The organism is Paraglaciecola arctica BSs20135 (genome assembly GCF_000314995.1).
Classification (GTDB): domain Bacteria; phylum Pseudomonadota; class Gammaproteobacteria; order Enterobacterales; family Alteromonadaceae; genus Paraglaciecola; species Paraglaciecola arctica.
Map to the genome: position 1 here is coordinate 13128 of NZ_BAEO01000038.1, position 26716 is coordinate 39843.

22 protein-coding genes and 1 CRISPR repeat array (1 of these 23 running past the window's edge) are annotated in these 26716 nt (G+C 40.2%); of the genes, 9 read left to right on the plus strand and 13 right to left on the minus strand.

The features are described 5' to 3' along the window. The first annotated feature begins 121 nt into the window (after positions 1-121). The 8 genes from GARC_RS13345 to GARC_RS13380 all read left to right on the plus strand — a co-directional run bounded on the left by GARC_RS13345 (position 122) and on the right by GARC_RS13380 (position 11595). Complete coding sequence (locus tag GARC_RS13345; RefSeq protein ID WP_007620930.1) at positions 122-2173, plus strand: GAF domain-containing hybrid sensor histidine kinase/response regulator; 2052 nt, start codon at positions 122-124, stop codon at positions 2171-2173. A 404-nt stretch (positions 2174-2577) separates the two neighbouring features. Then, on the plus strand, positions 2578-3834 hold the full coding sequence (locus GARC_RS13350; protein ID WP_007620933.1) for an efflux RND transporter periplasmic adaptor subunit: 1257 nt from the start codon (positions 2578-2580) through the stop codon (positions 3832-3834). Positions 3835-3878: 44 nt separating this feature from the next. Beyond that, the gene (locus GARC_RS13355; protein WP_007620934.1) at positions 3879-4610 is read left to right on the plus strand and encodes an ABC transporter ATP-binding protein; all 732 of its coding nucleotides are present in this window, start codon (positions 3879-3881) and stop codon (positions 4608-4610) included. Positions 4611-4650: 40 nt separating this feature from the next. Beyond that, positions 4651-7140, plus strand: coding sequence for an FtsX-like permease family protein (locus tag GARC_RS13360; protein WP_007620936.1), 2490 nt, complete (start codon positions 4651-4653; stop codon positions 7138-7140). A 70-nt stretch (positions 7141-7210) separates the two neighbouring features. Next, positions 7211-8602, plus strand: coding sequence for a sigma-54-dependent transcriptional regulator (locus GARC_RS13365; RefSeq protein WP_007620938.1), 1392 nt, complete (start codon positions 7211-7213; stop codon positions 8600-8602). Between the two features lie 38 nt (positions 8603-8640). After that, complete coding sequence (locus GARC_RS13370) at positions 8641-9972, plus strand: sensor histidine kinase (RefSeq protein WP_007620940.1); 1332 nt, start codon at positions 8641-8643, stop codon at positions 9970-9972. Between the two features lie 195 nt (positions 9973-10167). After that, positions 10168-10860: an aspartate/glutamate racemase family protein gene (locus tag GARC_RS13375; RefSeq protein WP_007620942.1), complete on the plus strand. Its 693-nt coding sequence runs from the start codon at positions 10168-10170 to the stop codon at positions 10858-10860. 273 nt (positions 10861-11133) lie between these two features. Continuing rightward, positions 11134-11595, plus strand: a complete 462-nt coding sequence (locus GARC_RS13380) for an Hsp20 family protein (protein ID WP_007620949.1) — start codon at positions 11134-11136, stop codon at positions 11593-11595. Positions 11596-11703: 108 nt separating this feature from the next. On the opposite strand, the gene GARC_RS13385 is transcribed toward GARC_RS13380, so the two are convergent. The 8 genes from GARC_RS13385 to GARC_RS13420 form a co-directional block, all read right to left on the minus strand. Further along, positions 11704-12948 carry an ABC transporter permease gene (locus GARC_RS13385; RefSeq protein WP_007620951.1) on the minus strand — a complete coding sequence of 415 codons (1245 nt, stop codon included), beginning with the start codon at positions 12946-12948 and terminating at the stop codon, positions 11704-11706. Positions 12949-12962: 14 nt separating this feature from the next. Then, on the minus strand, positions 12963-14201 hold the full coding sequence (locus GARC_RS13390) for an ABC transporter permease (protein WP_007620953.1): 1239 nt from the start codon (positions 14199-14201) through the stop codon (positions 12963-12965). A gap of 39 nt (positions 14202-14240) precedes the next feature. Beyond that, positions 14241-14972: an ABC transporter ATP-binding protein gene (locus tag GARC_RS13395; RefSeq protein WP_007620955.1), complete on the minus strand. Its 732-nt coding sequence runs from the start codon at positions 14970-14972 to the stop codon at positions 14241-14243. A gap of 1 nt (position 14973) precedes the next feature. After that, a complete protein-coding gene (locus GARC_RS13400; protein WP_007620956.1) occupies positions 14974-16194 on the minus strand; it encodes an efflux RND transporter periplasmic adaptor subunit in 1221 nt (406 codons plus the stop codon). 528 nt (positions 16195-16722) lie between these two features. Next, positions 16723-17112, minus strand: coding sequence for an MAPEG family protein (locus GARC_RS13405; RefSeq protein ID WP_007620957.1), 390 nt, complete (start codon positions 17110-17112; stop codon positions 16723-16725). Positions 17113-17205: 93 nt separating this feature from the next. Continuing rightward, positions 17206-17850 (minus strand): adenylate kinase, encoded by a 645-nt coding sequence (gene adk, locus GARC_RS13410; RefSeq protein WP_007620958.1) that lies wholly within the window; start codon positions 17848-17850, stop codon positions 17206-17208. A 190-nt stretch (positions 17851-18040) separates the two neighbouring features. Then, positions 18041-19981, minus strand: a complete 1941-nt coding sequence (gene htpG, locus GARC_RS13415) for a molecular chaperone HtpG (RefSeq protein WP_007620959.1) — start codon at positions 19979-19981, stop codon at positions 18041-18043. Positions 19982-20114: 133 nt separating this feature from the next. Further along, positions 20115-22070 (minus strand): DNA topoisomerase III, encoded by a 1956-nt coding sequence (locus tag GARC_RS13420; protein ID WP_007620960.1) that lies wholly within the window; start codon positions 22068-22070, stop codon positions 20115-20117. Positions 22071-22378: 308 nt separating this feature from the next. Here GARC_RS13420 and GARC_RS13425 point away from each other — a divergent pair, with 308 nt between their 5' ends. Next, complete coding sequence (locus GARC_RS13425; protein WP_007620962.1) at positions 22379-22651, plus strand: hypothetical protein; 273 nt, start codon at positions 22379-22381, stop codon at positions 22649-22651. A gap of 155 nt (positions 22652-22806) precedes the next feature. Here the strand turns inward: GARC_RS13425 and GARC_RS13430 are convergent, their stop codons facing one another. From GARC_RS13430 to GARC_RS13450, 5 genes are all read right to left on the minus strand, one after another. Beyond that, entirely contained in the window at positions 22807-23100 is a 294-nt protein-coding gene (locus GARC_RS13430) for a putative quinol monooxygenase (protein WP_007620965.1), read from the minus strand. Positions 23101-23190: 90 nt separating this feature from the next. After that, entirely contained in the window at positions 23191-23544 is a 354-nt protein-coding gene (locus GARC_RS13435; protein ID WP_007620967.1) for a tRNA-binding protein, read from the minus strand. A gap of 85 nt (positions 23545-23629) precedes the next feature. After that, positions 23630-24223 carry a mobile mystery protein B gene (locus GARC_RS13440; protein WP_007620970.1) on the minus strand — a complete coding sequence of 198 codons (594 nt, stop codon included), beginning with the start codon at positions 24221-24223 and terminating at the stop codon, positions 23630-23632. Further along, complete coding sequence (locus GARC_RS13445; protein WP_226989157.1) at positions 24216-24677, minus strand: mobile mystery protein A; 462 nt, start codon at positions 24675-24677, stop codon at positions 24216-24218. Before GARC_RS13445 ends, GARC_RS13440 begins: the two co-directional genes overlap by 8 nt. Before the next feature lie 820 nt (positions 24678-25497). Further along, a complete protein-coding gene (locus GARC_RS13450) occupies positions 25498-26478 on the minus strand; it encodes a transposase (RefSeq protein ID WP_007620973.1) in 981 nt (326 codons plus the stop codon). 136 nt (positions 26479-26614) lie between these two features. After that, positions 26615-26716: a CRISPR direct-repeat array (repeat unit 28 nt; unit sequence TTTCTAAGCTGCCTGTGCGGCAGTGAAC); it runs 1726 nt beyond the window's last position.

A 26716-nucleotide genomic window follows, 5' to 3' on the forward strand; every position in this document is an offset into this window, starting at 1 on the left:
ACACAAAATTGGATGTTCAGCAGTTGATTTACAGGATATAGTCTTGCTATAGGTACCTCTACTAAACTAATTACGCAGTTTAAGTTAGGTTAGCATTTACTTGAGAAAGGAGTAAAATTCGATGCCAAGCCTCTCAGGGTTGTATCAAATAACCTCAGATAGCAATTTATCTTATGAGCAAAAAATGGATGCTTTGCTGCAGTTTGGTTTGAATCATTTCCAACTTGAACTTGCTATTATTAGTGAGATAAAAGATGACAATTACATTGTACGACATGGTGTTTCTCCTGATAATTCACTACTTGTAGGTACCATTTTCCCAGTTGCCGAAACTTATTGTTTACATACCTTAGCAACCAATCAAGCGCTATCTTTTCACCATGCAGGTAAGAGTCATATTGCCCAACACCCATGCTACTTAAATTTTGGTTTAGAAAGTTACATTGGTGCCCCTCTTTTGGTTGAAGGTAAACGTTTTGGCACCATTAACTTTTCAGCAAGCGCTCCTCGAACCCAGCCTTTTAGCCCAGAAGAACATGACTTTGTAGAATTACTCTCTCATTGGGTCGGTAATGAAATAGCCCTTAATGAAAAGCTGGTACTACTGCATGAACAACAACAAAAAATGGCGCGCCAACAAAATATATTGGAACAAATGGGCCAATTGGCAGGTGTAGGAGCTTGGGAAGTTGATCTAATTAATGAAAAAATTTATTGGTCAAAAGAGACTAGAAAAATTCATGAAGTTGACGCTGATTATGAGCCTGATATAGCAACATCAATAAATTTTTATAAAGAAGGCGAAAATCGTGAACGTATCACCAATAGAGTTAATAAGGTAATAGAACAAGGAGGGCATTTTTCTGGGGAATTTGAAATTGTCACTCAAAAAGGAAACAATAAATGGGTGGCATCCAAGGGAAGAGCTGAATTAGAGAATGGCCAATGTGTTAGGTTAATAGGGGCTTTTCAAGATATAACCGAACAGGTTTATTCTCGGGTTCAATTAGAAAATAGACACAAAGAGCTCTCGTTAGCACTTGAAGCCCGCAGTTTATTTTTAGCCAATATGAGCCATGAAATTCGCACACCAATCAATGGTGTAATGGGCATGTTACAAATATTGGAAGCTTCACCTCTTAATTCTGAACAACAACGTTTTTTAAGTTTAGCCAAATCTAGTGCTTCGTCCTTACTTGGCATTATCAGCGATATTTTAGATTTCACTAAGATTGACTCTGGCAAGTTAACACTTGAAAAAGTACCAGTAGACCTCAACCAATTACTGAATAATTGCGTCGATATTTTTAGTCCACAAGCGAAAGACAAGTCTATCTTTATGACAAAACAATTTGATTTAATTCAAAATGTTATCGTGCTCACCGATCCAACTCGACTTCGTCAAATTTGTTCGAACCTGTTATCAAATGCAATTAAATTTACTCATCAAGGGCAGGTTAATATTGCGATCCAACTAAACTTACACGCCGACAATCAAGCCACTTTAATCATTACTGTTAAAGATACCGGATTGGGTATCAGTGAAGAACAACAAACAAATTTATTTTCGCCCTTTAATCAAGCAGACGAAACCACCACTCGCAAATTCGGTGGCACCGGGCTTGGCCTATCAATTACTCGCAAAATCTGCCAGTTAATGGGTGGCGATGTAAGTGTACAAAGCACACCGAATAAAGGCAGTACATTCAAGGCAAGTATCGAGGTCGGTATTCTGAAGGAAAAAGGACAAACCATAGACTCCTCTATTTTTGTATCAAAACCCAAAGATCTTAGCCACCTCAGAGTATTGGTAGTTGAAGATAATGAAATCAATCAAGTCGTTATCGGAGAAATGTTAAAACAACGACAAATTACTTATGACATCGTAAATGATGGATTAGAAGCCTTGGCCATACTTGAGCATGAAACAAAACTTGCTCGCACTTTTTCGCTCATTTTAATGGATTGCCAAATGCCAAATATGGATGGCTATGAAGCAACCCAACATATTCGGCAACTATCCTCCCCAGTAGCCACTATTCCCATTATTGCTTTGACTGCAAATGCTATGTCGGGAGAACGTGAAAAGTGTTTTGCTTGTGGTATGAATGAGTATTTATCTAAACCAGTAGAACAATCCCAATTGTATTCAATGATAGAAAAGTTTGCCTAAAGATGCATTGCGTTAAATTGTCGGGTTGATTCCGCCAACCACTATAGTATGTACAACAAAAACCTTTACCTCCCACCTCCAAAGGTGATGATAAAATGTACCCTTATATTTGTATGCTAAATACATCCACAGTCATATTTTTACAGGTGAAAATTGATTAGCCTTGGACTCAAAAGTTATACGACACTTTGAGAGCTAATATATACTCACAAACCATCTCGTCGCGCCAGTCCCATTATCGAAACACCACCTCATAAAATACCGTCCCACTATCGAGACGGATCACCTTCCATAAAGCCTAGCAACCTCTAACCAATTGAAATAAAAGAAAATTAATTATTGGCACAAGCATTGCTCTATTCACTACATATGCAAGACATAAGTGACACAAGGTAAAATAATCAATGGACATCATTCGCGAAAAACCCAAAAAGAAAATGAGCGTCAAAATTTTGGGTGTTGTGGCCTTAATCATCATCTTGTTTTTTGCTGTAAAGCTTGTCTTTAACCGTGACGGATCAACCTACGCAGTGAACAGTAATGCTTTGTTAACAGACAAAGTACAACAAGGCGAACTTTATGTATCTGTGCGCGGCATAGGTGTTTTAGTGCCTAAAGACATTCGCTGGGTAGCCACAAATGTAGAAGGCCGGGTTGAACGTATATTGATCAAAGCGGGCGCTTTGGTAAAAGAAGGCGATTTATTGATGGAGTTAAGCAACCCACAGCTGGAACAACGCCTAGAAGAAACCAGATGGGAACTGGATGAAATGGAAGCCGAAACAACGGCCCTAGAAGTTTCATTAGAGTCTGAATTACTCGACCAAGAAGCCGCCGTAATCAACGAAAAACTCAATCACGAACGTGCGTTGCTCACATTAAACGCTCAAAAAACATTATTAGAACAAGGCGTAGTAGCGGTATCTCACATCGACCATGAAGAAATAAAAATAGATGTGGCGCAATTTAAACAACGCTGGGAATTAGAAATTAAACGTTTGGCAAAACGCCGTGAAAATCTAGCCGCACAGCGTTTGGCCGCCCAAGCGCGCCTTAACCGCATGCGCAAAATCCTACAACGTGCGCAGCAACAAGTAGACGGCTTACACGTTAAAGCAACCATGGACAGCATAGTGCAAGAAATGCCAATGGAATTAGGGCAACAAGTCAGCTCTGGCACCAACCTCGCCCGCTTGGCTCGCAGTGGAGAGTTTATCGCTGAATTACGGATCCCAGAAAAGCTTATCAATGAGGTAGTCATAGGCCAAGCGGTAACGGTAGATACTCGTACCAGCAAAATCCAAGGCAAGATAAAACGAATCGATCCAGCTGTAATCAATGGTTCAGTTCAAGTGGACGTTGAATTAACCAGTGACATTCCCAAAGAAGCACGGCCTGACTTAACTGTAGAAGGCGAGATAGACATTGCCCGCATCAACAATACCTTATTTGTGCAACGCCCTATGTTTGCCAAAAGTTTTGGCCAAGCACAAGTTTACTTATTAGATACCCAAGGTAACAGCGCCAGCAGACATGAGGTCACATTTGGGCAAACATCGACCAAGTACATCGAAATTAAATCAGGTTTAAAAGCGGGACAAAACATAATTGTTTCTGATGTATCAAGCTTTGAAGAACATCAACAAATTAAAATTAACTGAATAATTAACTGAATAATTAACTGCAAAGAGCGGAGCGCAAAATTATGATCACTACATCAGCTACATCTAAGTCATTAGTGACGTTAAACAACATAAAAAAAGTATTTTTTACTGATGATGTTGAAACCCATGCATTGAACGAGATTAATTTAAGTATCAATAAAGGCGAGTATCTTTCTATCACCGGCCCATCAGGTTGTGGCAAATCTACCTTGTTATCTTTGTTAGGTTTACTCGATACCTCAACGGCAGGTACTTATCAATTAGCCGGCCATGAAGCATCTGATTTAAGCCGTGATGAAAGAGCCAAAATTCGCAATAAAGAAATTGGCTTTATTTTTCAGGCTTTTAATCTGATCAGTGATTTGAGTGTGGCCGAAAATGTTGAGTTGCCTTTAACTTATCGCAGCGACATTACTAAAAGCCAACGAGCTGAAATGGTAAAAGACGCGCTAGAAAAAGTGGATATGCAACACAGAGCCAATCATTTTCCTTCACAGCTTTCAGGCGGACAACAACAGCGGGTAGCTGTGGCTCGAGCCATTGCTGGTAATCCCTCTATCATTTTGGCAGATGAACCCACAGGAAACTTGGATTCAAAAAATGCGCAGGTAGTAATGAGCTTACTCGACCGACTCCACGATCAAGGCGCAACTATATGTATGGTGACTCATGATCCCCGCTCGGCAGCTCGTGCTGGCCGCACTATTGAAGTATTCGATGGGAAAATAGTCTCGGATCAATTAACTGAAAAATCCCAAGCAGTTGTTTTATAAATAAAACATGTTCTAGATTTGTTTATTAGGAGAAATTATTATGTCTGTCTCTCTCGACATTAAATACGCGGCAAGGTTATTAGCCAAAAAGCCTGCATTCACTGCACTGACAGTGCTAATTGTCGCCATAGGGTTAGGGCTGACCCTTTATACTTATTCACTGCTGAATAGTTTAGTGTTCACCCCTTTGACCTTAAACAACGACAAACCCATTTATGCAGTCGAAGCGCAATATGATTACACCCATTTGTCTAGGAGGCCAGCCGATCCATTCGACTTATATAAACTAAAAAATGAGCTAAATTTGCTGGAAGATTTAGGTGTCTATCAAGAAGGCACCACCTTTGTTGGCGGCGCAGGTGCCAACACCGCTATTCGTAAATTTAACTCTACCTATGTAAGTTGGAACATTTTTGAATTCGCCGGTGTGCAGCCCATTTTGGGCCGAGGATTTTCACCAGAAGATCATTTTGAAGGGGCTGAACCAAGCGTAGTACTTAGCTACGAAGTATTTCAAAACTACTTCCGAGGTGATGAATCAGTTGTGGGTACTATGGTGCCTTTAGATGCCGAACCCAATCGTATTATTGGCGTCATGCCTGAAGGGTTTGCGTTTCCGGCTATTGCGGAGATTTGGCAGCCTCTGCCTCAGGTCAGCGTTGCTGCAACCGAACGTTCTTATAACGGTGTGTTTGGCTTCGCCCGTCTTGCTGACGGGGTAACACTCAGCCAATTACGTACAGAAATGGATGCTTATAGTACTGAACTATCGACACGCCTTGACGAAGATATGAATTGGCGTATTAATACTGACGGAAAATACCTCTCTGCAGAGCCCTTCAAAAAAGCAGCCATTACCCAGTACTACTCGATGTTTATGGCCATGTTTGTGGTGGTATTTCTAATCCTACTTTTAGCCTGTATCAATGTGGGTAATTTATTATTGGCAAGAGTTAATCAGCGCTTTAAAGAAATTGCTATTCGCGTGGCTATGGGTGTACCCAGAAAACGTTTAATTTTACAAATGTTATGGGAAAGCATCTTTATTTGTAGCATAGGTGGGCTCCTTGCGTTGTTGTTAGCAGCATGGGGATTGGAAATCAGTAACCAAGTATTTGACCAAACCTATGCAGTAGACAACTTAAAACCATTTTGGTGGCATGTACAAATTGAAGCTAACGGAATTTTTCTGCTAATAAGCGCAGTTGTTGCCATGATTTTTATTACTGGCTACATACCGGCATGGCGAGCTTTATCAGGTGATTTTAATGCTGTTTTACGAGACGGAACCCGTGGAGCCATAGGCAAAAAAGCCGCTCAAGCCAGCAAAGTATTAGTGATTTCAGAAATATTCTTATCATGCGTGGTATTAATGATGGCCAGTATATTACTTTCTACCAGTTATTCTGCCGGTATTGCTGATTATGGTGTGGAAACAGAAAATCGTTTGACTGCACAATTACAACTGCCACCTGTTAGTTTTGGCATACGCCGCGACACTGAGTTTGAACATGCCGACCGTTTAAAACGTTCTGCATTTTATTACGCATTAAAGGACGAATTAGAAAGTCAGCCCAATATACAAGCGGTGGCCATGATGACTGAATTACCTGGCCGCGGTGAAGGCACCAGTTACTACGAAATCGAAGGTCGCGAAGCACCCGTGTATAACGAAAATCCTTATAGCAATAACGAAGGTGTAGCAAAAGATTCTTGGCGTGCCTTGGGTATGCGGATCATTCAAGGTCGAGACTTTGATCACAGAGATATTGGCGAAGGTGTACTGAGTATTATTATCAACGAGTCTATTGCTAAAGAGTTTTTCCCTGATGGTGATGCCATTGGGCAACGAGTTCGTAGAGCTAACCCAGGCAATAAGGGCGAGTGGAATACTATAATGGGCGTGGTATCAGACACTTTCCATGGCTCAACCATGCGCTCTTCTAGTACCTCTTATAACTCATATCATATAATGGACAATTGGGGACTGTTTAGAGTCAATATGGCTATGCATTACACAGGATTGCAGGTTGAAGCGGAAAAAACACTGCTCCAAGCAGTAGATAAAGTGAATACAGATGTGGGTGTTTATCATATTCAAAGTTACGATAATTTAATTAAACAGCCAATGATGTTGGTTGTGGCTGTGAGTAAAGTGTTTTTACTCTGCGGCATTATTGCGGCGTTTCTTGCAGCCAGCGGTATTTACGCTGTGGCTTCGAATAGCATCAGTCAGCGTACCCAAGAAATTGGTGTGCGCCGAGCCTTAGGATCATCTGACGCGGGGATCATGCGTTTATTTATGCTACAAGCAAGTCAACAATTAGCCATTGGTTTAACCATCGGAATTGGTCTATCTATTTGGCTAGTCAACTTTATGAGTGAAACCATGATCATCAATGATCTCAGTTACGTGTTAGGCATGTTAGGTGTACCACTACTGATTATCTTTATGGTGTTATTGGCGACCTTTATTCCTACTAAAAAGGTAGTATTAATGGAGCCAAGTGAAGCCTTGCATCATGATTAATACACTTTAAAATGATTAAAAAATAAAGGCTTACAGCTTCATACCTGTAAGCCCTAAATAAGAACTTAAAATGAAACATTCAATTTTAATAGCTGACGATGATAGCCGTATCCTGACAGCGCTAAAACTTTTGCTTAAAGGCGAAAATTACCAGGTTACAGCGGTAACTTCGCCTAAAGAGTGTTTAGATACACTGCAAAAAGACCATTACTCTTTGGCCTTGGTTGATCTTAACTACCATGCTGATACCACATCAGGTGACGAAGGTTTACAACTTATAGCTGCTATTAAACAACTCGACGAACAACTGCCTGTTGTGGTGATGACGGGCTACAGCAGTATTGAAGTCGCAGTTGAAGCCATGAAATTAGGTGCAGTAGATTTTGTTCAAAAGCCTTGGGGCAATGATAGATTGCTTAGCATTATCCAAGCGCAAATACGTATCGGTGATATGCAGCATCAAGGCATAAAACTGGCTCAGGAAAATGCCCTGTTAAGAGATCAAATTTCTGCAAAGTCTGCTGGCATCATTGCCCAGTCCCAAGTGATGCAACAACTGTTAACCCAATTAGAAAAATTAGCACAAAGCGATATGAACATCTTACTTACCGGTGAAAATGGCACCGGAAAAAGCATGTTTGCTGAATACCTACATCAATGTTCGGGACGTAGCGCCTGCCCTTTTATATCCGTTAATATGGGCGCAATCAGCGAAAACTTATTCGAAAGTGAAATGTTTGGCCATGTCAAAGGCGCATTTACCGACGCTAAAGACAACCGCATTGGACGATTTGAGCTAGCCGAAGGCGGCACCCTATTTTTAGATGAAATCGCTAATATACATGGATCGCAACAAGCCAAATTATTACACGTGTTAGAAGCCCACCAGTTTGAAAAAGTGGGCAGTTCAAAAACTCAGTGTGTGGATGTACGTATGGTCTCTGCCACCAACGCAAATCTAGCAGAATTGATAGAACAAGGGCAATTTAGACAAGACTTGTTATATCGACTCAACACTGTGGAAATTACCATTCCACCTTTACGAGAACGGCTAGCCGATATCATGCCTTTAGCTGAGCATTTTTTAATGCAACACGCCCATAAATACCGAATGCCCCAAGGAGAATTTGCGACTCAAGCCATAGAAGCTTTGCGAGCTTATACTTGGCCTGGCAATATTCGCGAATTAAATCACATGATTGAACGCGCCATATTTTTACGTCTCGGAAACATCATTACCGCCACAGATTTGGGTTTAAACAATACAACCGAGGCGCTTTTACCAAAGGAAACACTAAATAATATTGATATTAACCATGCTCCATTGGATGAGATTGAAAAAACCATCATTGAGCAACGTCTAGCGCAGTTCAATCACAATGGACAAGAAACTGCGACCTCATTAGGCTTAAGTCGCAGCGCTTATTATCGAAGGTTAGAAAAACATAACCTGACCTTGTGATAAAATATGCGTTCAAGCATCTCGGTACTTAACGGACAATGTTAAAAAATACTAAAGTCGTCAGAATAGCATTTGAAGATAGGCTGGTGCGCCTTGCGCTTTTTATCGGACTATTACCAACATTCTGCTGTTGTGTGTTGTTATTCTTCGTTGATATGTCTATCTATCCAAAAATTTTATTGGTGTTGACCTTATTGGTTTGCATTCTATATTGCGCTTTCAGTATTCGCCAACAAGTCATATTTCAGCTTCGTACATCAACAAACTTGGTCGAGGCAATGACCTCAAATGACTACACCATGCGCGCCAATAATAAGGGCTTAGAAGGTGCACTCAGTGATTTTAATCAGTTATTAAATAACTTGGCTGAAACCTTAGCTGAACAAAGTTTAATCACCCGTGAAAAACAAATATTACTGGCTAAAGTCACGGATCAAATCGACGTTGCAATTGTGGCGGCTGATAACAATCAAGTCATCAGTTTAATGAACCCTGCCGCAGAAAAGTTATTCAAATGCCGCTTTGAAGAAATGCAAGGTTGGCCAATTAAACAACTAGGTCTACAAAATGTACTGTCTAAAGATTACAACAAAGTAGCCGAATTCGAGATAAAGCAACATAAAAAAAAGGTGCTGATCCGCACCGACCAATATTTTGAAAAAGGTATCAAACACACACTTATTTTTATAACCGATATTCAAAATTTATTACGAGAGGAAGAAAGGCAAGCTTGGCAAAAGTTATTGCGAGTACTCAGCCATGAAATCAACAATTCTATTGCTCCTATTGCTTCCATAGGGGAAACATTGGAAAAAATGGTTGAGAAACAATATTCAGGTACGGATTTAGATAAGGATTTGAAAGAGGGATTAGGCGTTATAACTGAACGAGCCCAATCACTCAATATATTTATCCAACGTTATCAAAAACTAGCAAAATTACCCTTACCTACTAAGTCTCTATTTAATATTGAACCATTAATCCAGTCGGTAGCTTTGTTATTTACTGACGCCAATATTGTGCTTGATTCAGCGGAATTAGTGGTTTACGCAGACAAAGACCAACTGCAACAAGTATTGGTTAACTTATTAAAAAATGCCTGTGAGTCTATGTACCATAATCCAACAGAAAAAATTAATATTTGCTGGCGAAAAGACAGCCAGTTTATTGAAATTGAAATACGCGACCACGGCTGCGGTATTAACAATATGGACAACTTATTTGTACCTTTTTACACTACAAAACAACAAGGAACAGGTATTGGTTTATCATTGTCGAGACAGATTCTCGTGAATCACGGTGGGGACTTAATCATCAGAAACCGCGAAGATACAACAGGTGTACAAGCCACACTTTTAATACCCACATAAACATTTATAGTTTTTACTCCATAAAAGCTTATTAGCCCTCTTTGAAACAATAAATTTGATCTTTAATTTCACCTTGAAAGTATCAATTGTGTAGTTCTTATAGTGTTCCTTGATCCCGCTTTAACGCGGGCTTTTTTTTGCCTATTGGGTATTATAACCTTCAAGACTTTTACAAAATGAAGGTTAGTTACAACCATGAAAACTATCGGACTAATAGGTGGTATGAGTTGGGAATCTACAGCCAGTTATTACCAACTGATCAATCAAGGCATTAAACAGCAACTAGGTGGCTTACATTCGGCTAAGTTGGTTTTAGTCAGTGTTGATTTCGCAGAAATAGAAGCATTACAGCATCAAGGTGATTGGCAAAAAACAGCAGAGATTTTATCCAATGCGGCTAAATCTCTTGAAGCCGCCGGGGCGGACTTTTTTCTGATTTGTACCAACACTATGCATAAAGTGGCATCCCAAGTATCTGATGCTGTGAACATCCCTTTATTGCATATTGCCGATGCGACAGGAACACAACTTGTTGCAGATAAAATGACCAAGATCGGGCTGATCGGTACTAAATTCACTATGCAACAGGGCTTTTACAAAGACAGATTAACCGATAAATTTTCAATTGATGTAGTGGTTCCTACTGACGCTGAGCAAGATATTATTCATCGCGTTATATACCAAGAGTTATGCTTGGGAATAGTAGACAAACAATCCCGCGAACAATATTTAAAAATCATACAAAATTTGACCCATCGCGGCGCTCAAGGGATCATTTTGGGCTGCACTGAAATTGGTTTGTTAATTGAAAAAAGTCATACAAAAAGCAAACTTTATGACACCACTTTTATTCATGCGCAGGCTGCAGTTGCAGGTTCGTTAAAATAATTTATATTTATTTTCCTTAAAATTCATACAGTTAAATATTAATGATAATTTATTTTGAATTTAATATTGAAAAATACATTGGCAACTACATATATATCTTGTCGACGCCGAAAGGGTTGACACAGAAACACAGGACTTGTTTCTGAGGTGTTAATTAAATTTAATTAGCACAGCCCATACTGGGTTTGGTGATAGGAAATCTAAACCTAAACGCCGCCGATTTTTCGGGGCAACTTTAAATTTTATATTGCTTAATTTACGAGGATATACACAATGCGTAACATCGATCTATCTCCACTTTACCGTTCATTTATTGGTTTTGACCACTTAGCTTCAATGATTGACACGGCTTCAAGAAACGAAAAACAATCTTCTTACCCTCCCTACAATATTGAATTGTTAGCCGAGGATAAATACCGTATTACTATGGCTATTGCCGGATTTGCTAAAGATGAAGTTAGCATAGAAGTGCAAGAAAATACCTTACAGGTCATTGGTACTAAGGCCGCCAAAGAAACGGATGACGCTTCCACCAAGGAAGAGCGTAAGTTCCTACACAAAGGCATATCAGAGCGAAGCTTTGAACGTAAATTCCAACTAGGGGATCACGTTAAAGTATTAGCTGCTGACTTAGAGCATGGTTTATTACACGTCGATTTAGAACGTGTGGTACCTGAATCGAAAAAGCCGAGAAAAATAGAGATTGGTAGTAAGCTTATCGAAAATAACGAATAAGCTTCCAAAACTCTCCCTGTTTTATGTGTAAAAGATAACGGCGCCTAGTGAGCGCCGTTTTTTTATATTGAAATAAAACTAAACTAAATAATTGTAAATTTAAAATACCTATTCATTATTTAACGCTTCAATAGGATTTAACTTAGAGGCTTTTATCGCAGGTATCATGCCAAATGTAATACCAATAAAGCTGCAAAACCCCATACCTAACAATGCCCACTCATAGGGGATATTGGCTTCAAAGCCAGTAAGTGCTGAGGTGATATTGCCTAATCCAAAGCCCAGTAAAATACCAATCACACCACCTAAATTACACAGTACCACTGCCTCGATTAGAAACTGCGTCAGAATATTCCGTCTTTTTGCACCTAGTGATTTTCGAATGCCTATCTCCTTAGTACGTTCGGTCACTGACACCAGCATAATATTCATGATACCAACACCTGCCACAATCAAGGCTACTGTGCCCATGATAAAGGCACCTATTTTTACTGGTTTGGTTGATTCATTAAATTGATCAATTTGACTCAAACTAGTGAAATAATAAAAATTGTCGGCTTCGTTATGCTTCAAGCCGCGAATACGCCGCAGCACACTGCGAGTTTCTTCAATGGCATCGTCTAATAACTCTGGTGTGCGAGAATGAATGGTGACATTCGCCGAACGTTGAAAACCACGACCATCCACTAAGCCATAAGTTTGTGAGTAAGTTGTGCCGGGGATCAGTGCCAACACCTCATAAGGCCCACCAAAAGCCGATTCTTTAGGGACAAAAGTACCAATCACTTCATATTTTGTACCGTCTACTCGTATTTTATTGCCAATGGGATCAGTAAAAGGAAAGAGTTCATTGGCCAAGGCATTACCTAATACCACTACTTTTCTGTGAGCCATCATATCCATACGAGAAATATTACGACCATTGGCAATATAATGAGTATTGTTTTCTGCATATTCAGGTGATCCACCGCACAGAGACACCATAGGTTCGGTACTGTAACCATTAAATGTGGCCACCTTGCCACCGTCCCAAAATTCGGTACCTACCAAATCGACAGATTGTACTTGGTCACGGATCGCTTGTGCCTCATCTAAGGTCACTGCTGGCCATTTCATGGCTTCACGTCTTTGTTCATCACTGGAAAATCCATTAGGCCATTTTTGTACTTGAAAGGTTTGCGTGCCTAATACTGTCATCTCCTTTTCCATAGTATTTTGTACCACCGAAATAGCAGTCATCACGCCTATAATTGAAGCCACACCTAAAATAACCCCAAATAAGGTTAAACTTGAGCGCAATTTATTACTACGAATTGCCCCTAAGGACATCACAAACGTATCGAATAATCTCATATTATTGACTCCAACTATTCATATCTTAAGGCCTCGATAGGATCCAGCTTTGCCGCTCTATAGGCAGGCACAAAACCAGAGACCACCCCGACTAACATTGAGATAACCAAGGACGCAATAATAATGGTCGGTGACAAGCTCGCTGGTAATAAGGTTTGATTCAACACTTCAGTTATCGCTGCAGCAACAGACAAACCTACTATCCCGCCAAATAAACAAATCAATAAGGCTTCGAATAAAAACTGCATCAGTATATTTCGCCGCCTGGCACCAATCGCCTTGCGGATCCCAATTTCTTTAGTGCGCTCTGTGACTGAAACAAACATGATATTCATCACCCCTACCCCACCAACAAAAAGTGAGATACTGGTAATGCCTAAACCAGCGGCTACCACCACCCCCATTATTGAATTATAAGCATCTAATAATGTACCCAGTTTATTAATCGCAAAATCATCTTCTTCTATGGGTTTTAAGCCTCTAATCTTGCGCATCTCACCTATTACTTGGTATTCAAAGTCCTCCATGGCATCAGGTGACGGGGCTTTAATAGCAATATCAACATTCGCTCGGCCGCCACTGTTACCAAACACTTTGCTATAAGTAGTAATAGGGATAAACATTTGTCGGTCAAAATTTGGTCCTCCAAAAATACTGCCTCCTTGCTCTTCCATTACGCCCACTACTTTGAATTTATAGCGGCCAATCTTTATCTCTTGGCCTAGGGGATCAAAATGTTCGAATAACCCAGTAGCGATTTCAGAGCCAATCACTACCACTTGTTTTTTATAGGCCACATCGAAAGGCATCAAAAAACGGCCACTTTCAGGCAACATATTTGACACTATGGTTTGTTTATCCGTTGTGCCAATAACCCTGGCATTATCCATGACTTTAGTTTGATACTTTATTGACTGGTTTTGGCCCATGCTGGGATTTACCACGCCTTGACCTTGTAGTCTTTGCTGAAGTTGCTCACTGGCGTCTAAAGTAATAGGTGGGCGGTTTCTAAATCTAAACCATGAACCGTTTTGTACCCAAGGGCGCTGGGAAACATAAATCACATCAGAGCCCACAGAGGCAAAAGATTCTCGAAACGATATTTGTAAACCGTTTGCGGCAGTCATAGTTACTATTACCGCAACTATACCAATAATGATCCCAAGAGCAGTCAAAGTCCCCCGAGCCTTATTCACTGTTAGGGCATTTAAAGCAATCTTAAAAGATTCGCTTATTTCCAACGTTAATTTCATAATTTATCTCAATTCATTAGACTGAATAGGATCAAGTATCTATTCCGCCACAGCACGTAAACGTTTAGCTACCTGTTGTTTATCACTTTCGAGTAGACCATCTTTTAATCTAACCACTCGCTGGGCGTGTTCTGCTATGTCATCTTCATGGGTAACTAACACTATGGTATTGCCTTTTTCATGTAGCTCATTCAACAGAGCCATGATGTCGTCACCCGTTTGGCTGTCTAGATTACCTGTGGGTTCGTCAGCTAATATAATCGATGGACCACAGACTAACGCCCTAGCAATGGCTACTCGCTGACGCTGTCCGCCAGATAATTCATTAGGTTTATGATCTTTGTGAGACATCAAACCAACAGACTCAATTGCCTTATCAACAATTTTTTTGCGTTGTGATTTACTTACGCCTTTATAAATAAGTGGCAACTCGACATTACTGAACACACTAACTCTTGGGACCAAATTAAAGGTTTGAAAAACAAAGCCAATTTTTTCGTTGCGAATTCCCGCCAGTTGATCTTCAGTCATCTCGCCTACCGACTCACCTTCGAGTAAATAAGTACCTGATGTGGGCACATCTAAACAGCCAATCATATTCATTAAAGTAGACTTACCTGAGCCAGAAGGACCCATGATAGCCACATACTCACCGGCATGAATGGTTAGAGAAACACCTTTAAGGGCATTTACTTGTTGCTCACCCATCTGGTAAGTTTTCGCCACATTGTCAATTACCAATGTAGCTGAGGGCTTGATTGGGCTACTCATGCTAGTTATCCCCTTTTTCCTTAACGCTCACTTCAGAGTCGTTCTCCAGCTCACGGGATATCGCACGATAGCTGCCGATAACTATGTCTTGACCAGCACTCACGCCCTGAATGATTTCAATCGACGCTTCGCCTTGAATGCCTGTGGTTACTTGTTTTGCTTCTACTTTATTATTGTTCACCACAAACACCACCTCAACAAAGCCATCTTCACCTGGTGTATAAGTTTTCCCCTCGGACTTTAATTGCTCTGCGGTTCTAACAGTGACTGATTGCAGAGGCACACTGACTGCTTGTTCACGAGTATCTGTCACTATGTCAGCACTAGCTGTCATACCTGGGCGGAGCTCTTTGACGTTACTGGTTATACTGATAGTGACTTCAAATTCTGTTTTTTGGTTGTTATTACCTGGTTGTTGATCAACTGCACTACTGGCAATTTCACTAACCTGACCCACTATTTTTTTGCCTAAAAGTGCATCTACTTCAATTTCTGCTTGTTGACCAAGTACGATTGAAACAATGTCATTTTCATCTACTTTTACCAAGGCTTCCATGTCATTAAGATTAGCGATTATCATAATCACGTCTTCCTGAAACTGAGAGCCAATGGCAATTTCACCTAATTCTTTATTGAGTTTACTAATGGTGCCAGACATAGGCGCGTAGATGGTTGTTTTAGACAGAGCATCTTTGGACTGTTTTAACATACCTCTTGTTTGTTCAACGCGATCTAAGGCTGATTCATGGCGAGCCAGCTCAACTTGGTGTGCAGCTTCAGCAATGTCCAAATTAGCTTGGGAATCGAGCTTTTTGGCCACTAATTCCTTGGCTCTTTCAAGTACTCGTTTGGTTTGCTTCAAATTTTCCATGATTAATTTTGCTTGGCCCTGGGCTGAGCGAACATTAGCTTCCTCACTTTCCATGCTTGCAATATAACGTTCTCGGTCAAGCTCTAATAAGAACTGACCTTTCTCAACCCAATCGCCTTCTTTTACTTCTAACTTAGTGATTTTGGCACTGACATCGGCACTGATGTTTACTTTAGTTTTTGGTTGGATCTTTCCGGTCGCATTAACCTTCTGAATAATGGTCGCTAATTCGACTTTAGCAATCTCGACTTCTATTCCTTTGTTTTCTTCTTTTTTGGTTAGTTGAAATATGACAACCCCAGCAATAGCTAAAATAATAACGCCAGTGATAATTTTTGTGCTTGTTTTCATTTTTTGGTTCCCAGTTTAGAACGATCACAACTGGCCCAAAGAGTATTCCCTCTGAGCACATCTTTAAAATAAGCTTAGTAAAGTAGAGGGTATATTTAAAACATAGATACGTAACCAAGCGTGTCTAAAAGTGATAAAACTCAAAATCTTATTATTGCTAAGTCGAAAGTTCTAAGCGAAAAGTGAAATGACAAAAAATTTACTGTAAAGAAAACAAGATATTTATTAAGGCTGCTGCAAATTGGTAGGTAGCTGTCGATAAAGGCCTAGGTCCACAAATATCGAAATATTTGCGGCAACATGAGATGGAAAAACGAGCAAAATGCAACAATATGTGCAAACAATCTGACTGAATGTAGCTTGTTACAATTTATTTGAAATACTCACTAAAATTAGCAGTCAATTACCATTATTTAGCCTGAACTCTGGTTAAGACGTGCCGCGTCCTTTTAAATAATTACAATAATAACAGTCTGTTAGAGAGTTTTAGTTGCACTGCGGATACATTAAACAGGTCCAGAGCTCAGGCTATTTATACAACACCAAAATATTTAATACACTCAAAGTTATCAGAGAGGCAAAAGTCAGCAACATTCCCCACACTCTCTGCCAACTTGTGCCTGAGTGGCGACGTAATCCAAACGCATGTATGAAACGCCCTGATATCAGTGCTGTACCTGCCAGATGTAAAATAATGGGGTTACTTAAGTTTACTTCAGCGACAAAAAGCAAGATGAGCACTATAGGTGTGTATTCGCTAAAATTACCATGGGCTCGGATCACTTGTTGAAAATGATGATCACCACCGTCCCCTAAGGATATTTGTTTATCCCGTCGACCTTTAATAACCAAGACCGAAAAATAAAAAAACAATATCCCCAATAAACCAGCATAAAAAGCAGTGATAGGTGTATGCATACAATCTCTCCTCAAAGTGGGGGATTAGCTACAAAAAAGCCCACTATACGCGGGCTTCAATCAAACTAACAAACGAAAGTTAAGTTTGATCCACTAACTCAATAATGTCTCTAATTGAGTAGCAACAACTTGCACAGCTTGAGTACCGTCAATCTTATGATAAGCACAATCACCTGACGTAGCTAACTTCGAATAATAACTAATTAGCGGTTTAGTTTGCTCGTGGTAAATACCAAGACGTTTACGCACAGTCTGTTCTTGATCGTCTGGACGTATGGCCAATTCTTCACCCGTCTCATCATCTTTACCTTCAACCTTAGGTGGGTTGTAGCGTAAGTGATAAACTCGACCAGAACCGGGATGCACTCTGCGTCCACTCATTCGTTCAACTATGATTTCGTCACCCACATCAAATTCGATAACATGATCAATTTTGATACCCGCGTCTTTCATGGCGTCAGCTTGGGGGATTGTACGAGGAAAACCATCTAGTAAAAAACCTTTAGCACAATCATCTTGGCTAATACGTTCTTTTACTAAACCAATAATCAATTCGTCAGAAACCAATTTGCCCTCATCCATTACGCGTTTTGCAGTCAATCCAAGCTCTGTACCGGCTTTTATTGCTGCACGTAACATGTCTCCAGTTGATATTTGTGGGATACCAAACTTACCCATTAAAAATTGGGCTTGGGTACCCTTACCTGCACCAGGAGCACCAAGAAGAATAATGCGCATGCTGTGTCCTCTGAATTATAAGTTGAGTTAAAAAAGTAAAGCCGCAACTTTACACATTCAACTTTAATGTTACAAGAATATTAAGCCCTGCATATACGACAAAGGTCTTAATACCTGTACTTTTATCAAGTTAAATCAAAAACGGGCATCTAAGCCCGTTTTTAGTTAACCAACTTGCGTTGATTGTTGCCTATTTAGCTAAGCTTGCTAGTAGCTTGTTTAAATTCTGCACAAAGCTTGCTGGGTCTTTTAAACTACCTTGTTCAGACAGGGCTGCTTGATCAAACAACACGTCTGTCCACTGTGCAAACTGCTCTTCATCTTGTACCTCAGCTAATAACTTAACTAACTGATGTTCAGGATTCAGTTCAAAATGATACTGCGCTTCAGGTACAGGTTGACCTGCAGCTTGCATCAGTTTAATCATTTGAGTAGTCATGCCTTGTTCGTCAGCCACAATACAAGCTGGAGAATCAGTTAAACGATGAGTGAATTTTACATCTTTCACTTTATCACCCAAGGCGGCTTTTACTCGTTCAGCTAGACCTTCAACTTGTTTTTCTGCTTCTTCTAGGGCTTTCTTGCTCTCTTCGTCTTCTAAGTCACCTAAATCCAATGCACCGTGAGTGACAGATTGGAAAGATTTCTCATCAAAGTCAGTTAAATGAGACATTAACCACTCATCTACGCGATCTGCCATTAGCAACACTTCGATACCTTTCTTACGGAAGATCTCTAGATGTGGGCTAGATTTAGCCGCTTTATAGTTGTCTGCGGTGATGTAGTAAATTTTATCTTGTTTTTCTTGCATGCGACTAATGTAATCAGCAAGAGAAACAGTTTGCGCCTCTGAATCAGAATGCGTTGATGCAAAACGCAACAAACCAGCTACTTTTTCTTTGTTGGCGTGATCTTCAGCAGGCCCTTCTTTTAATGCATTACCAAACTCAGTCCAAAATGCCTGATACTTTTCAGGATCATTTTTGGCGATTTTTTCAAGCATTTGCAATACGCGTTTAGTACAACCTTGACGCATGGCTTGAGTGACTTTGTTGTCTTGTAAAATTTCACGAGACACGTTTAACGGCAAATCATTTGAGTCCAACAAACCTTTCACAAAACGCAGGTATGTAGGCAACATTTGTTCAGCGTCATCCATGATAAATACGCGCTGCACATAAAGTTTAAGGCCGTGTTTGTTATCACGGTTCCACATATCAAAAGGTGCTTTGCTTGGGATATATAACAAGCTGGTGTATTCAGTTTTACCTTCAACTTTATTATGTGACCAAGTCATAGGATCACTAAAGTCGTGAGAGATATGTTTGTAGAATTCTTTGTATTCGTCGTCACTTACATCAGACTTATCACGAGTCCAAAGTGCTGTGGCTTTGTTTACTGCTTCCCAAAAGGCTGGTACTGCAGGAATTTTTTCGCCTTCTTCACCATCAGGGCCTTTAGGTCCGTCACGCTCAGGCTCTTCTGCTTTGAACATTTTCACAGGAATACTGATGTGATCAGAATATTTGCTAACGATTGAACGTAAACGCCAATCATCTAAAAATTCTTTTTCTTCTTCTTTTAAATGCAGAGTGATTTCTGTGCCGCGTTCAGCTTTTTCAATATCGGCAATAGTGAACTCACCTTCACCGGCTGACTCCCACTGGGCACCTTGTGCTTTATCGTCACCTGCAGCACGAGTGCGCACAGTGACCTTATCAGCAACAATAAAGGCTGAATAAAAACCAACACCAAACTGACCAATAAGTTGTGAATCTTTAGCATCGTCACCAGACAACTTACCAAAAAACTCTTTAGTTCCAGACTTAGCGATAGTACCAAGATGTTCAATTACGTCAGCCTTATTCATACCAATACCGTTGTCGGCAATAGTAATAGTGCCAGCATCTTTATCGATACTGAGCTTAACGTGTAAATCACCGTCGCCTTCGTAAAGGCTGTCGTTAGACAAAGCTTTAAAGCGTAATTTATCCGCAGCATCGGCGGCGTTGGATACTAATTCACGTAAGAATATTTCTTTGTTTGAGTAAAGCGAATGGATCATCAGTTGTAGTAATTGTTTTACTTCAGTTTGAAATCCATGAGTTTCTTGATGAGCTGCTTCAGCCATGGTCAAGTATCTCCTAAGTTGTGGTTGCTAAAATGATTGATAGAAGATGAGGTCGCTTAGTTTATTTTCAAGGAGAACTTGTTAATTTGTTTTATTAATTTACAACCAAGGATTAGGTTAACACTTTGAATATTTAGCTAGTCTGCTTTTTAGCCGTATACTTAGGTTTTCCGCCACCTTTACGTTTTTTAGCAAAGCTTTTCTTACCTAAACCAGACAAACCTTGAGGTAATACGCTGAGACTTTGTATAACCAAGTCTTTAAGTTGTGCTTCTAAAGGCCCCATCAATTTTTTGTACTGACTTCTGCCTTCACTGATAGCCGACAACTCTGATTCCCAACGTGCGGTCATATCGGGATAAGTCGCCACATCTGGCAGCGCTTCAATTAAACCTCTACCTGTCACAGTGGCTGTAATTGTTTTACCCGAGCGAGACAAAAATCCACGAGAGAATAACAACTCAATGATCCCAGCACGGGTAGCCTCGGTACCTAAACCGTCGGTTTCGCGGAGGATTTTTCGAAGTTGTGGATCGCTCACATGGCTACTTATCCCAGTCATGGCAGCTAATAAGCTTGCATCTGTATACGCCTTAGGAGGCGAAGTCTGTTTTTCTAATACCTCAGCTTGCAGCGATTTAAGAGCTTGCCCATTTTCTAAGTGAGGTAACAATTGCTGCACTTCACCTTTGTCATCTTGATTATTAGCTTTTAGTGCCCGTACAAAAATGCACTTCCAACCTTCTGCAATTAACTCTTTTGCCACTGCCACAAATAAACCTGAAGCAATCTCGACCTCAACCCGTACCCCATAAAATTCATGATGAGCTAAAAATTGCGCCACATAATTTCTGCATATCAAGCCATACACTTTGGCATCGTTGCCAGACAAATTATTGCTGACTTTTTGGGTGGGAATGATGCCATGGTGAGCATCGACTTTTTTATCGTTCCAGGCTTTTGATTGGCGGCTTAAATCAACCTGTGCTTGACTTAACAACTTACCCTGCGATCCCAAATGTTGACTATTAGCCATCACAGCGGCATGTACCTCTTTGGCCTGCACAAAGTGACTCATAGGCAAATATCGGCAATCTGAACGAGGGTAAGTGATTAATTTATGACGCTCATACAAACCTTGGCAAATATCCAGCACTTGCTGGGCGCTCATGCCAAACGCTTTGCTGGCATCTATTTGCAAAGATGACAAATTATAGGGTAATGGCGGTGCTTGTTTTTTATGCTCACGTTTTAGGTTTTTAACTTGGGCCGGTTGCCCACTGACACGCTTAGCAACATTTTGCGCCAGCGCCTCTGACAAATTACGCCCTTGCTCGTCTAGAAACTTGGCGCATTGTTCACTGGGTTGCCATTTTGCTTTAAATCCCTGCCCTTGATCTGTTTCTAAACTAGCCCAGACTTCATAAAAAGCCTTACTCACAAAATCGGCAATGGCTTTATCACGGCGCACAACCAAGCCCAATAAAGGCGTTTGCACACGCCCTACCGACAACACCCCGTTATACCCGGCTTTTTGACCTTGCAGAGTATAAGCACGGGTTAAGTTGATCCCATATAACCAATCAGCGCGAGATCTGGCCAAAGCTGAAGTAGATAATGGAATAAACTCACGATTACTACGTAAATTGCTCAGTGATTGTTTTACCGCAGAAGGATTTAAGTCACTGATTAAACAACGCTGAATAGTGTTTTTTTTAGCCCCAGTGACGCCTAAAAAATTGATTACCTCGTCTACCAACAACTGACCTTCACGGTCGGGATCGCCCGCATGTACCAACTGTTCTGCTTGTTTAACTAACTTACGTAACACCCCTAATTGTTTAGCGGTTTGTTTTTTAACCCCAAGCTGCCACTGCTGCGGAATAATCGGCAGGTGTTCATGACTCCACTTCTTAAAAGCGGGATCGTAGGCCTCTGGTTGTTGTTGTTCGAGTAAATGTCCGATGCACCAGCTCACAGTATCGCCATTAGCCGCGCTAATATAACCATCGCCTTTTTTATGAGGCTTAGGTAAGACCTCGGCAATAGCACGACCTAAACTGGGTTTTTCGGCAATAAAAAGGCGCATCAAATAACCTTGCATGTTTTTTTATACAGTAGTTTATTTTAAGTATTGGGGCAAGGCTTTATGTTCACCTAGTCTCTGAAACTTATGTTCAGATGATATTGTTATTTTAAGACCCCCACTACATTCTCACTAATAGTTTTTAAAAAGCGTTGCCACTAAAAACCAGACCAATATACAGGTTAATATTTTAACCTACATATCAATTGGATTTTAGAATATTAAGGTCTACACTTCCAAATGCTGCTCAGCTCAACAGGCAGTAAACTAACATCCTTTAATTTCAAACAAGATAGTCTTCGAGGTACTCCGTGGAACATAGATATGGTGAACGTCAATCAGTACGGGAGCATGTAGAGCTATGGAATGGTGAGATAAAATACGGCGAATTTAAAACAGCAAACTTATCCAGTGGTGGCATATTTATCGAAGGTTGCCCACAGAACTTAGGCAACCAACCTAGCCTAACCATTAAGTTTGCCCCAAACCCCAATTTGAGTTATCAACAAAGTCGTAAAGCGTTGATTGTGCACAAAAACCACAACGGCGTAGGGTTAAAGTGGACTTACCTTAATAACACTTAACTCTACAAGTAATAATGCCTGTTCTGTTTATTAAATGACCTTGTCGTAATAAACAGGATGGGCTTTTTATTGCACTATCCATACGGCAACTAACCTCACTGTTAAGGTAGTTACCGCAAACAATGTTTTCACCACACCATGGGTATGTTTTTTATTTAAACATTAACTTTTGTAAGTCTTAAAACTTCGGTTGCAACTAACATCCCACCAATAATTTCAAAGCACTTTTTTATATGTGACGACTTTGAATGGGCATTGAGATCTTCTGCGGTTTCCCAAGTTTCGTGAAACATAAAAATTGCGTCATTAGCGTTATCTACGTGCAAGTCATAATTAATACAACCTTGTTCTTTTTGAGTAGGTTGAACAATTTTTGTTAATTCCGCCAACACAGTTTTTTTGTGTTCTTGTTGCGCTTCAATTTTTGCGATACATGTTAATTTACTCATGGAGATTCCTATTTAATTAGTTGAATTTTCTATTTTTTAAAAATGCATGAAGGGTAATTATTTTGTTTTCACACCTTGTTTAACTCATTATTATCCTGCTCGGCTGCCATTAGGTATTGCTATTTCAGGCATAGCTAAACAAGGCTTCAGTTTATCTTCATATCCAATATCAAATAACATGCCTTGAGACAATTCTCCTGCCATTTTTCTTTCTGGAAGGTTTACAACAAAGAGGGCTTGTTTACCCTGAATTTCTTGAGGATCCTCTCGCTCTTGCTTAATGCCAGCAAGTATAGAACGAGTATGATCACCGAAATCAACGGTTAACTTCATTAATTTATCTGATTTGAGCACTTCTGAAACTAGAGTAATAGTACCGACACGAATGTCTAATTTAGCAAAGTCGTCAAAGGTAATAAGTTCCTTAATAGGAGCTGGATCCATTATATACACCTAAATTTACACCCAATTATTATTACCGCTTTCGCATAAGTGAAAGCGTCGCGATATTCTATTGAAAACTGCGACCTTATGCTCCGATAAATTCCAAGAGTTCTTCGAAATTATGCCCATCAGCCTGTCTAAGTGCCGATATATATTGCACACGTCTATCATTCATTTTTTCTAACTGATAGCCCCCTGCCCAATCAATGACAGGCTCACCTAAGACTTTGGTTAAGATTGCATCTGCCATGATCCGCGAATGTCGCCCATTCCCATTTGGAAACAAATGTATATAAACTAATTTATGGTGAAACCTTCCAGCTAACTCTTTTGGAGGGAAAGTGTCATGCTCTACCCAATATTTTGCATCATCTAAAAGCTGCCTAAGCTGAACACTGATTTGAATGGGGTCGATACCAATATTCTTTTCAGTTTTGCGGTATGTGCCAGCCCAGAGCCACACTTCACCAAATAATTTCTCATGAAGCTTACGCACAAAGCCTTCACTTAAGACATCAGGGCTTTTTAGTTTGCTTAACCACTTTAAGCCATTTTGAATGTTAGCCTGCTCAAGTTCATCCAATTGTCCCCGTGTTTGAATATGCTTGAAGCGTAAGCCTTCCAATTCCTCAAGATCTAGTGGTGTTGCACCATCTGCCTCTTTGAAAATATCACTCATCGTCATTCCAGAAATCAGAGCTTGGTTTATCAAGCATTTCCTTTGCTAATCGTTCGATCTCAGCAAGTAATTTACCTTCGGCTATGAGTTGACTTTCCAAAGCCATATGAACACCAGCATTTCGCACTTGCTGCATTGCTTTTAATCGAGCTCTTTTCAGAACCACGTCTTCAATGTCATTTTCAGGCACAATGGCATAAACAAACTGACATCCCATACTCTCCGCCATTTGTTGCATTGATTTAATTGTAATCCTGCCGGAAAGCTCATCTTTCTCTCTATTAGAGATCGCCGCCCTTGTCACGCCAAGCCTACGGCCTAGCTGCGCCCCAGACATATCTAACGCTTTACGTACCGTGCGCAGCCAACCTTCCGACGGCATAGACAAGCCATCAAGCATTACTCTCGCTCGATTAACATTTTCTCTATACTGCTTAACAACAAGGCGTTTCATGCTCATACACTTTCGTTAATTCTTCAAATATCACTGATTATGTATATCTATTTATATACACAAACAAATAAATGTCAACGTAAAGATTTACACAACACTTAAGATAGTCAATTAATAGATTTACATCTAATGACAATAAGTAAACCTATTTATTGATAATAAAAAAACAAAACATGATTAATACAAGATAGTAATTAGGCACAATGACTAGTCATAAAATTGAGTTGAATAACTAATCATTGTTGAAAGCGTCGTTAAGGGACTAATAATCTGCTCGCATAAATCAACAGTTCTGCCCCCACAGTTACTGAACGGTCTCTGCTGCAGTGAATAAGAAAATGGTTAACTGTCTAACTGACATCCATTTTGTTAACAAAATGACTGGATCGCAATTTATTTAAGTAAACGGTTACGCAACGCCTTTTGAATACTTTGTCGCTGATGCAATACCATCACAATAAACACACAATTTTTTTCAACTCGGTAAATTAATTTAAAAGGTTCAGCTAGGTACTGCAGCTATTTATCTAGAGCTATTTACCTAGCGAGCTATTTACCTAGCCACCCATAGCTATTTACCTAGCCACCCATAATAATGTATTTACCTAGCCACCCATTGTATTTACCTAGCCACCCATAATAAAACTCTGAGCTTAGTTAAAATATTCATTGTCGATTTTCTGCGTGAAAATGACTTGGATTGAGTGAAAGATGGAGGATGAGGATTAGTTTTAGCCTATTTGGCGGGAATAATAGACATTTAGCGAGGTGGTGGGCACAACTGTGCCTTATCGGTAATATTTTGACTGGTCTCTTGAGGTTATGCGCAGCGTAGCAATTTTTTTGCTTTACCCATTCCTCGAATGCGTTGATGACCTGTGTGCGCTTTAAATTGGTTCATCATCATTTCTGCACCAGCTGCATAGCAAAAATGCTTTTCAAACTCTGTTGTAAGGGTTAACCATTGTTCGCCTGATAAGCCCAATCTTTGTAGGATGGGTTGTTGTTGATGGTCAATATGTCCTGCTTTGTCCTCCCTGATTATTCTGCCTGTTATGTCCACTAACTCACAATAGTCTTTGAGTGAGAAGGCGATACCTTTAGGCATATATTGTCTAGGGTTACCGACAAAACGCATCAGTGAATGTGTTGTGATGGAGCCTTTTATCGATTCTAAGCGTTTTTTAATACTAGTGTGATTTGAGGTTTCTGGGGTATCCGCTATCTTGGTTCGAATAGGGTTAAGGTCAACATAGGCCATACAGGCCAGCAATGCCGCTTCATCCAATAAGGCCTGTGATTTAAAACGTCCTTCCCAGAACCTGCCTGTGCAGTCATCCTCTTTGTTGGCTTCTCGGGCTATGTATTCATTCAGATTACGCATCAGCCAGCTAATGTTATGTAAGCGCTTGCGATACTCGGTTATGGTGTCATTTAAGGTTAGCTGTTGGCCTTGGCTTAACCTATCTCCCCTGATAAACATATGAGTAAGTAATGTGCCTTTATGTAGGCGGTGCCAGCGTTCAACCACTTCACTATCTGTCCAAGCCATCACTTGTTGCACATCTACATGTAACACCACATGCACGTGATTACTCATCACTGCATAAGCACATATGTCGATTGCAAACACAGATGATAAAAACAATAAGCGCTCTTCAACCCAGACTCGACGATGTTCATAACTTTGGCCTGAATAACTATCCACACCGCACAAAAAAGACCGCCGTACACAACGGGAAACACAATGATAAAATGGAGTATCCGATAAAGAAATTTGACTACTACGTGGCTGAGGCATGGCATCAATCCTTTGATTTGTTTCCTAATCAAAGCCTAGCTCGTCTTCATATTTAGTCAAATTGTTATGGGTGGCTTGATAAATCATTGGTTATGGGTGGCTTGATAAATCATTGCTTGATAAATCATTTAAACTTTTTCTAAGCTGCCTGTGCGGCAGTGAACTGTATGTCGAGGAAATTGGTACGACTGATAGTTTTCTAAGCTGCCTGTGCGGCAGTGAACACCCTACAATTTGT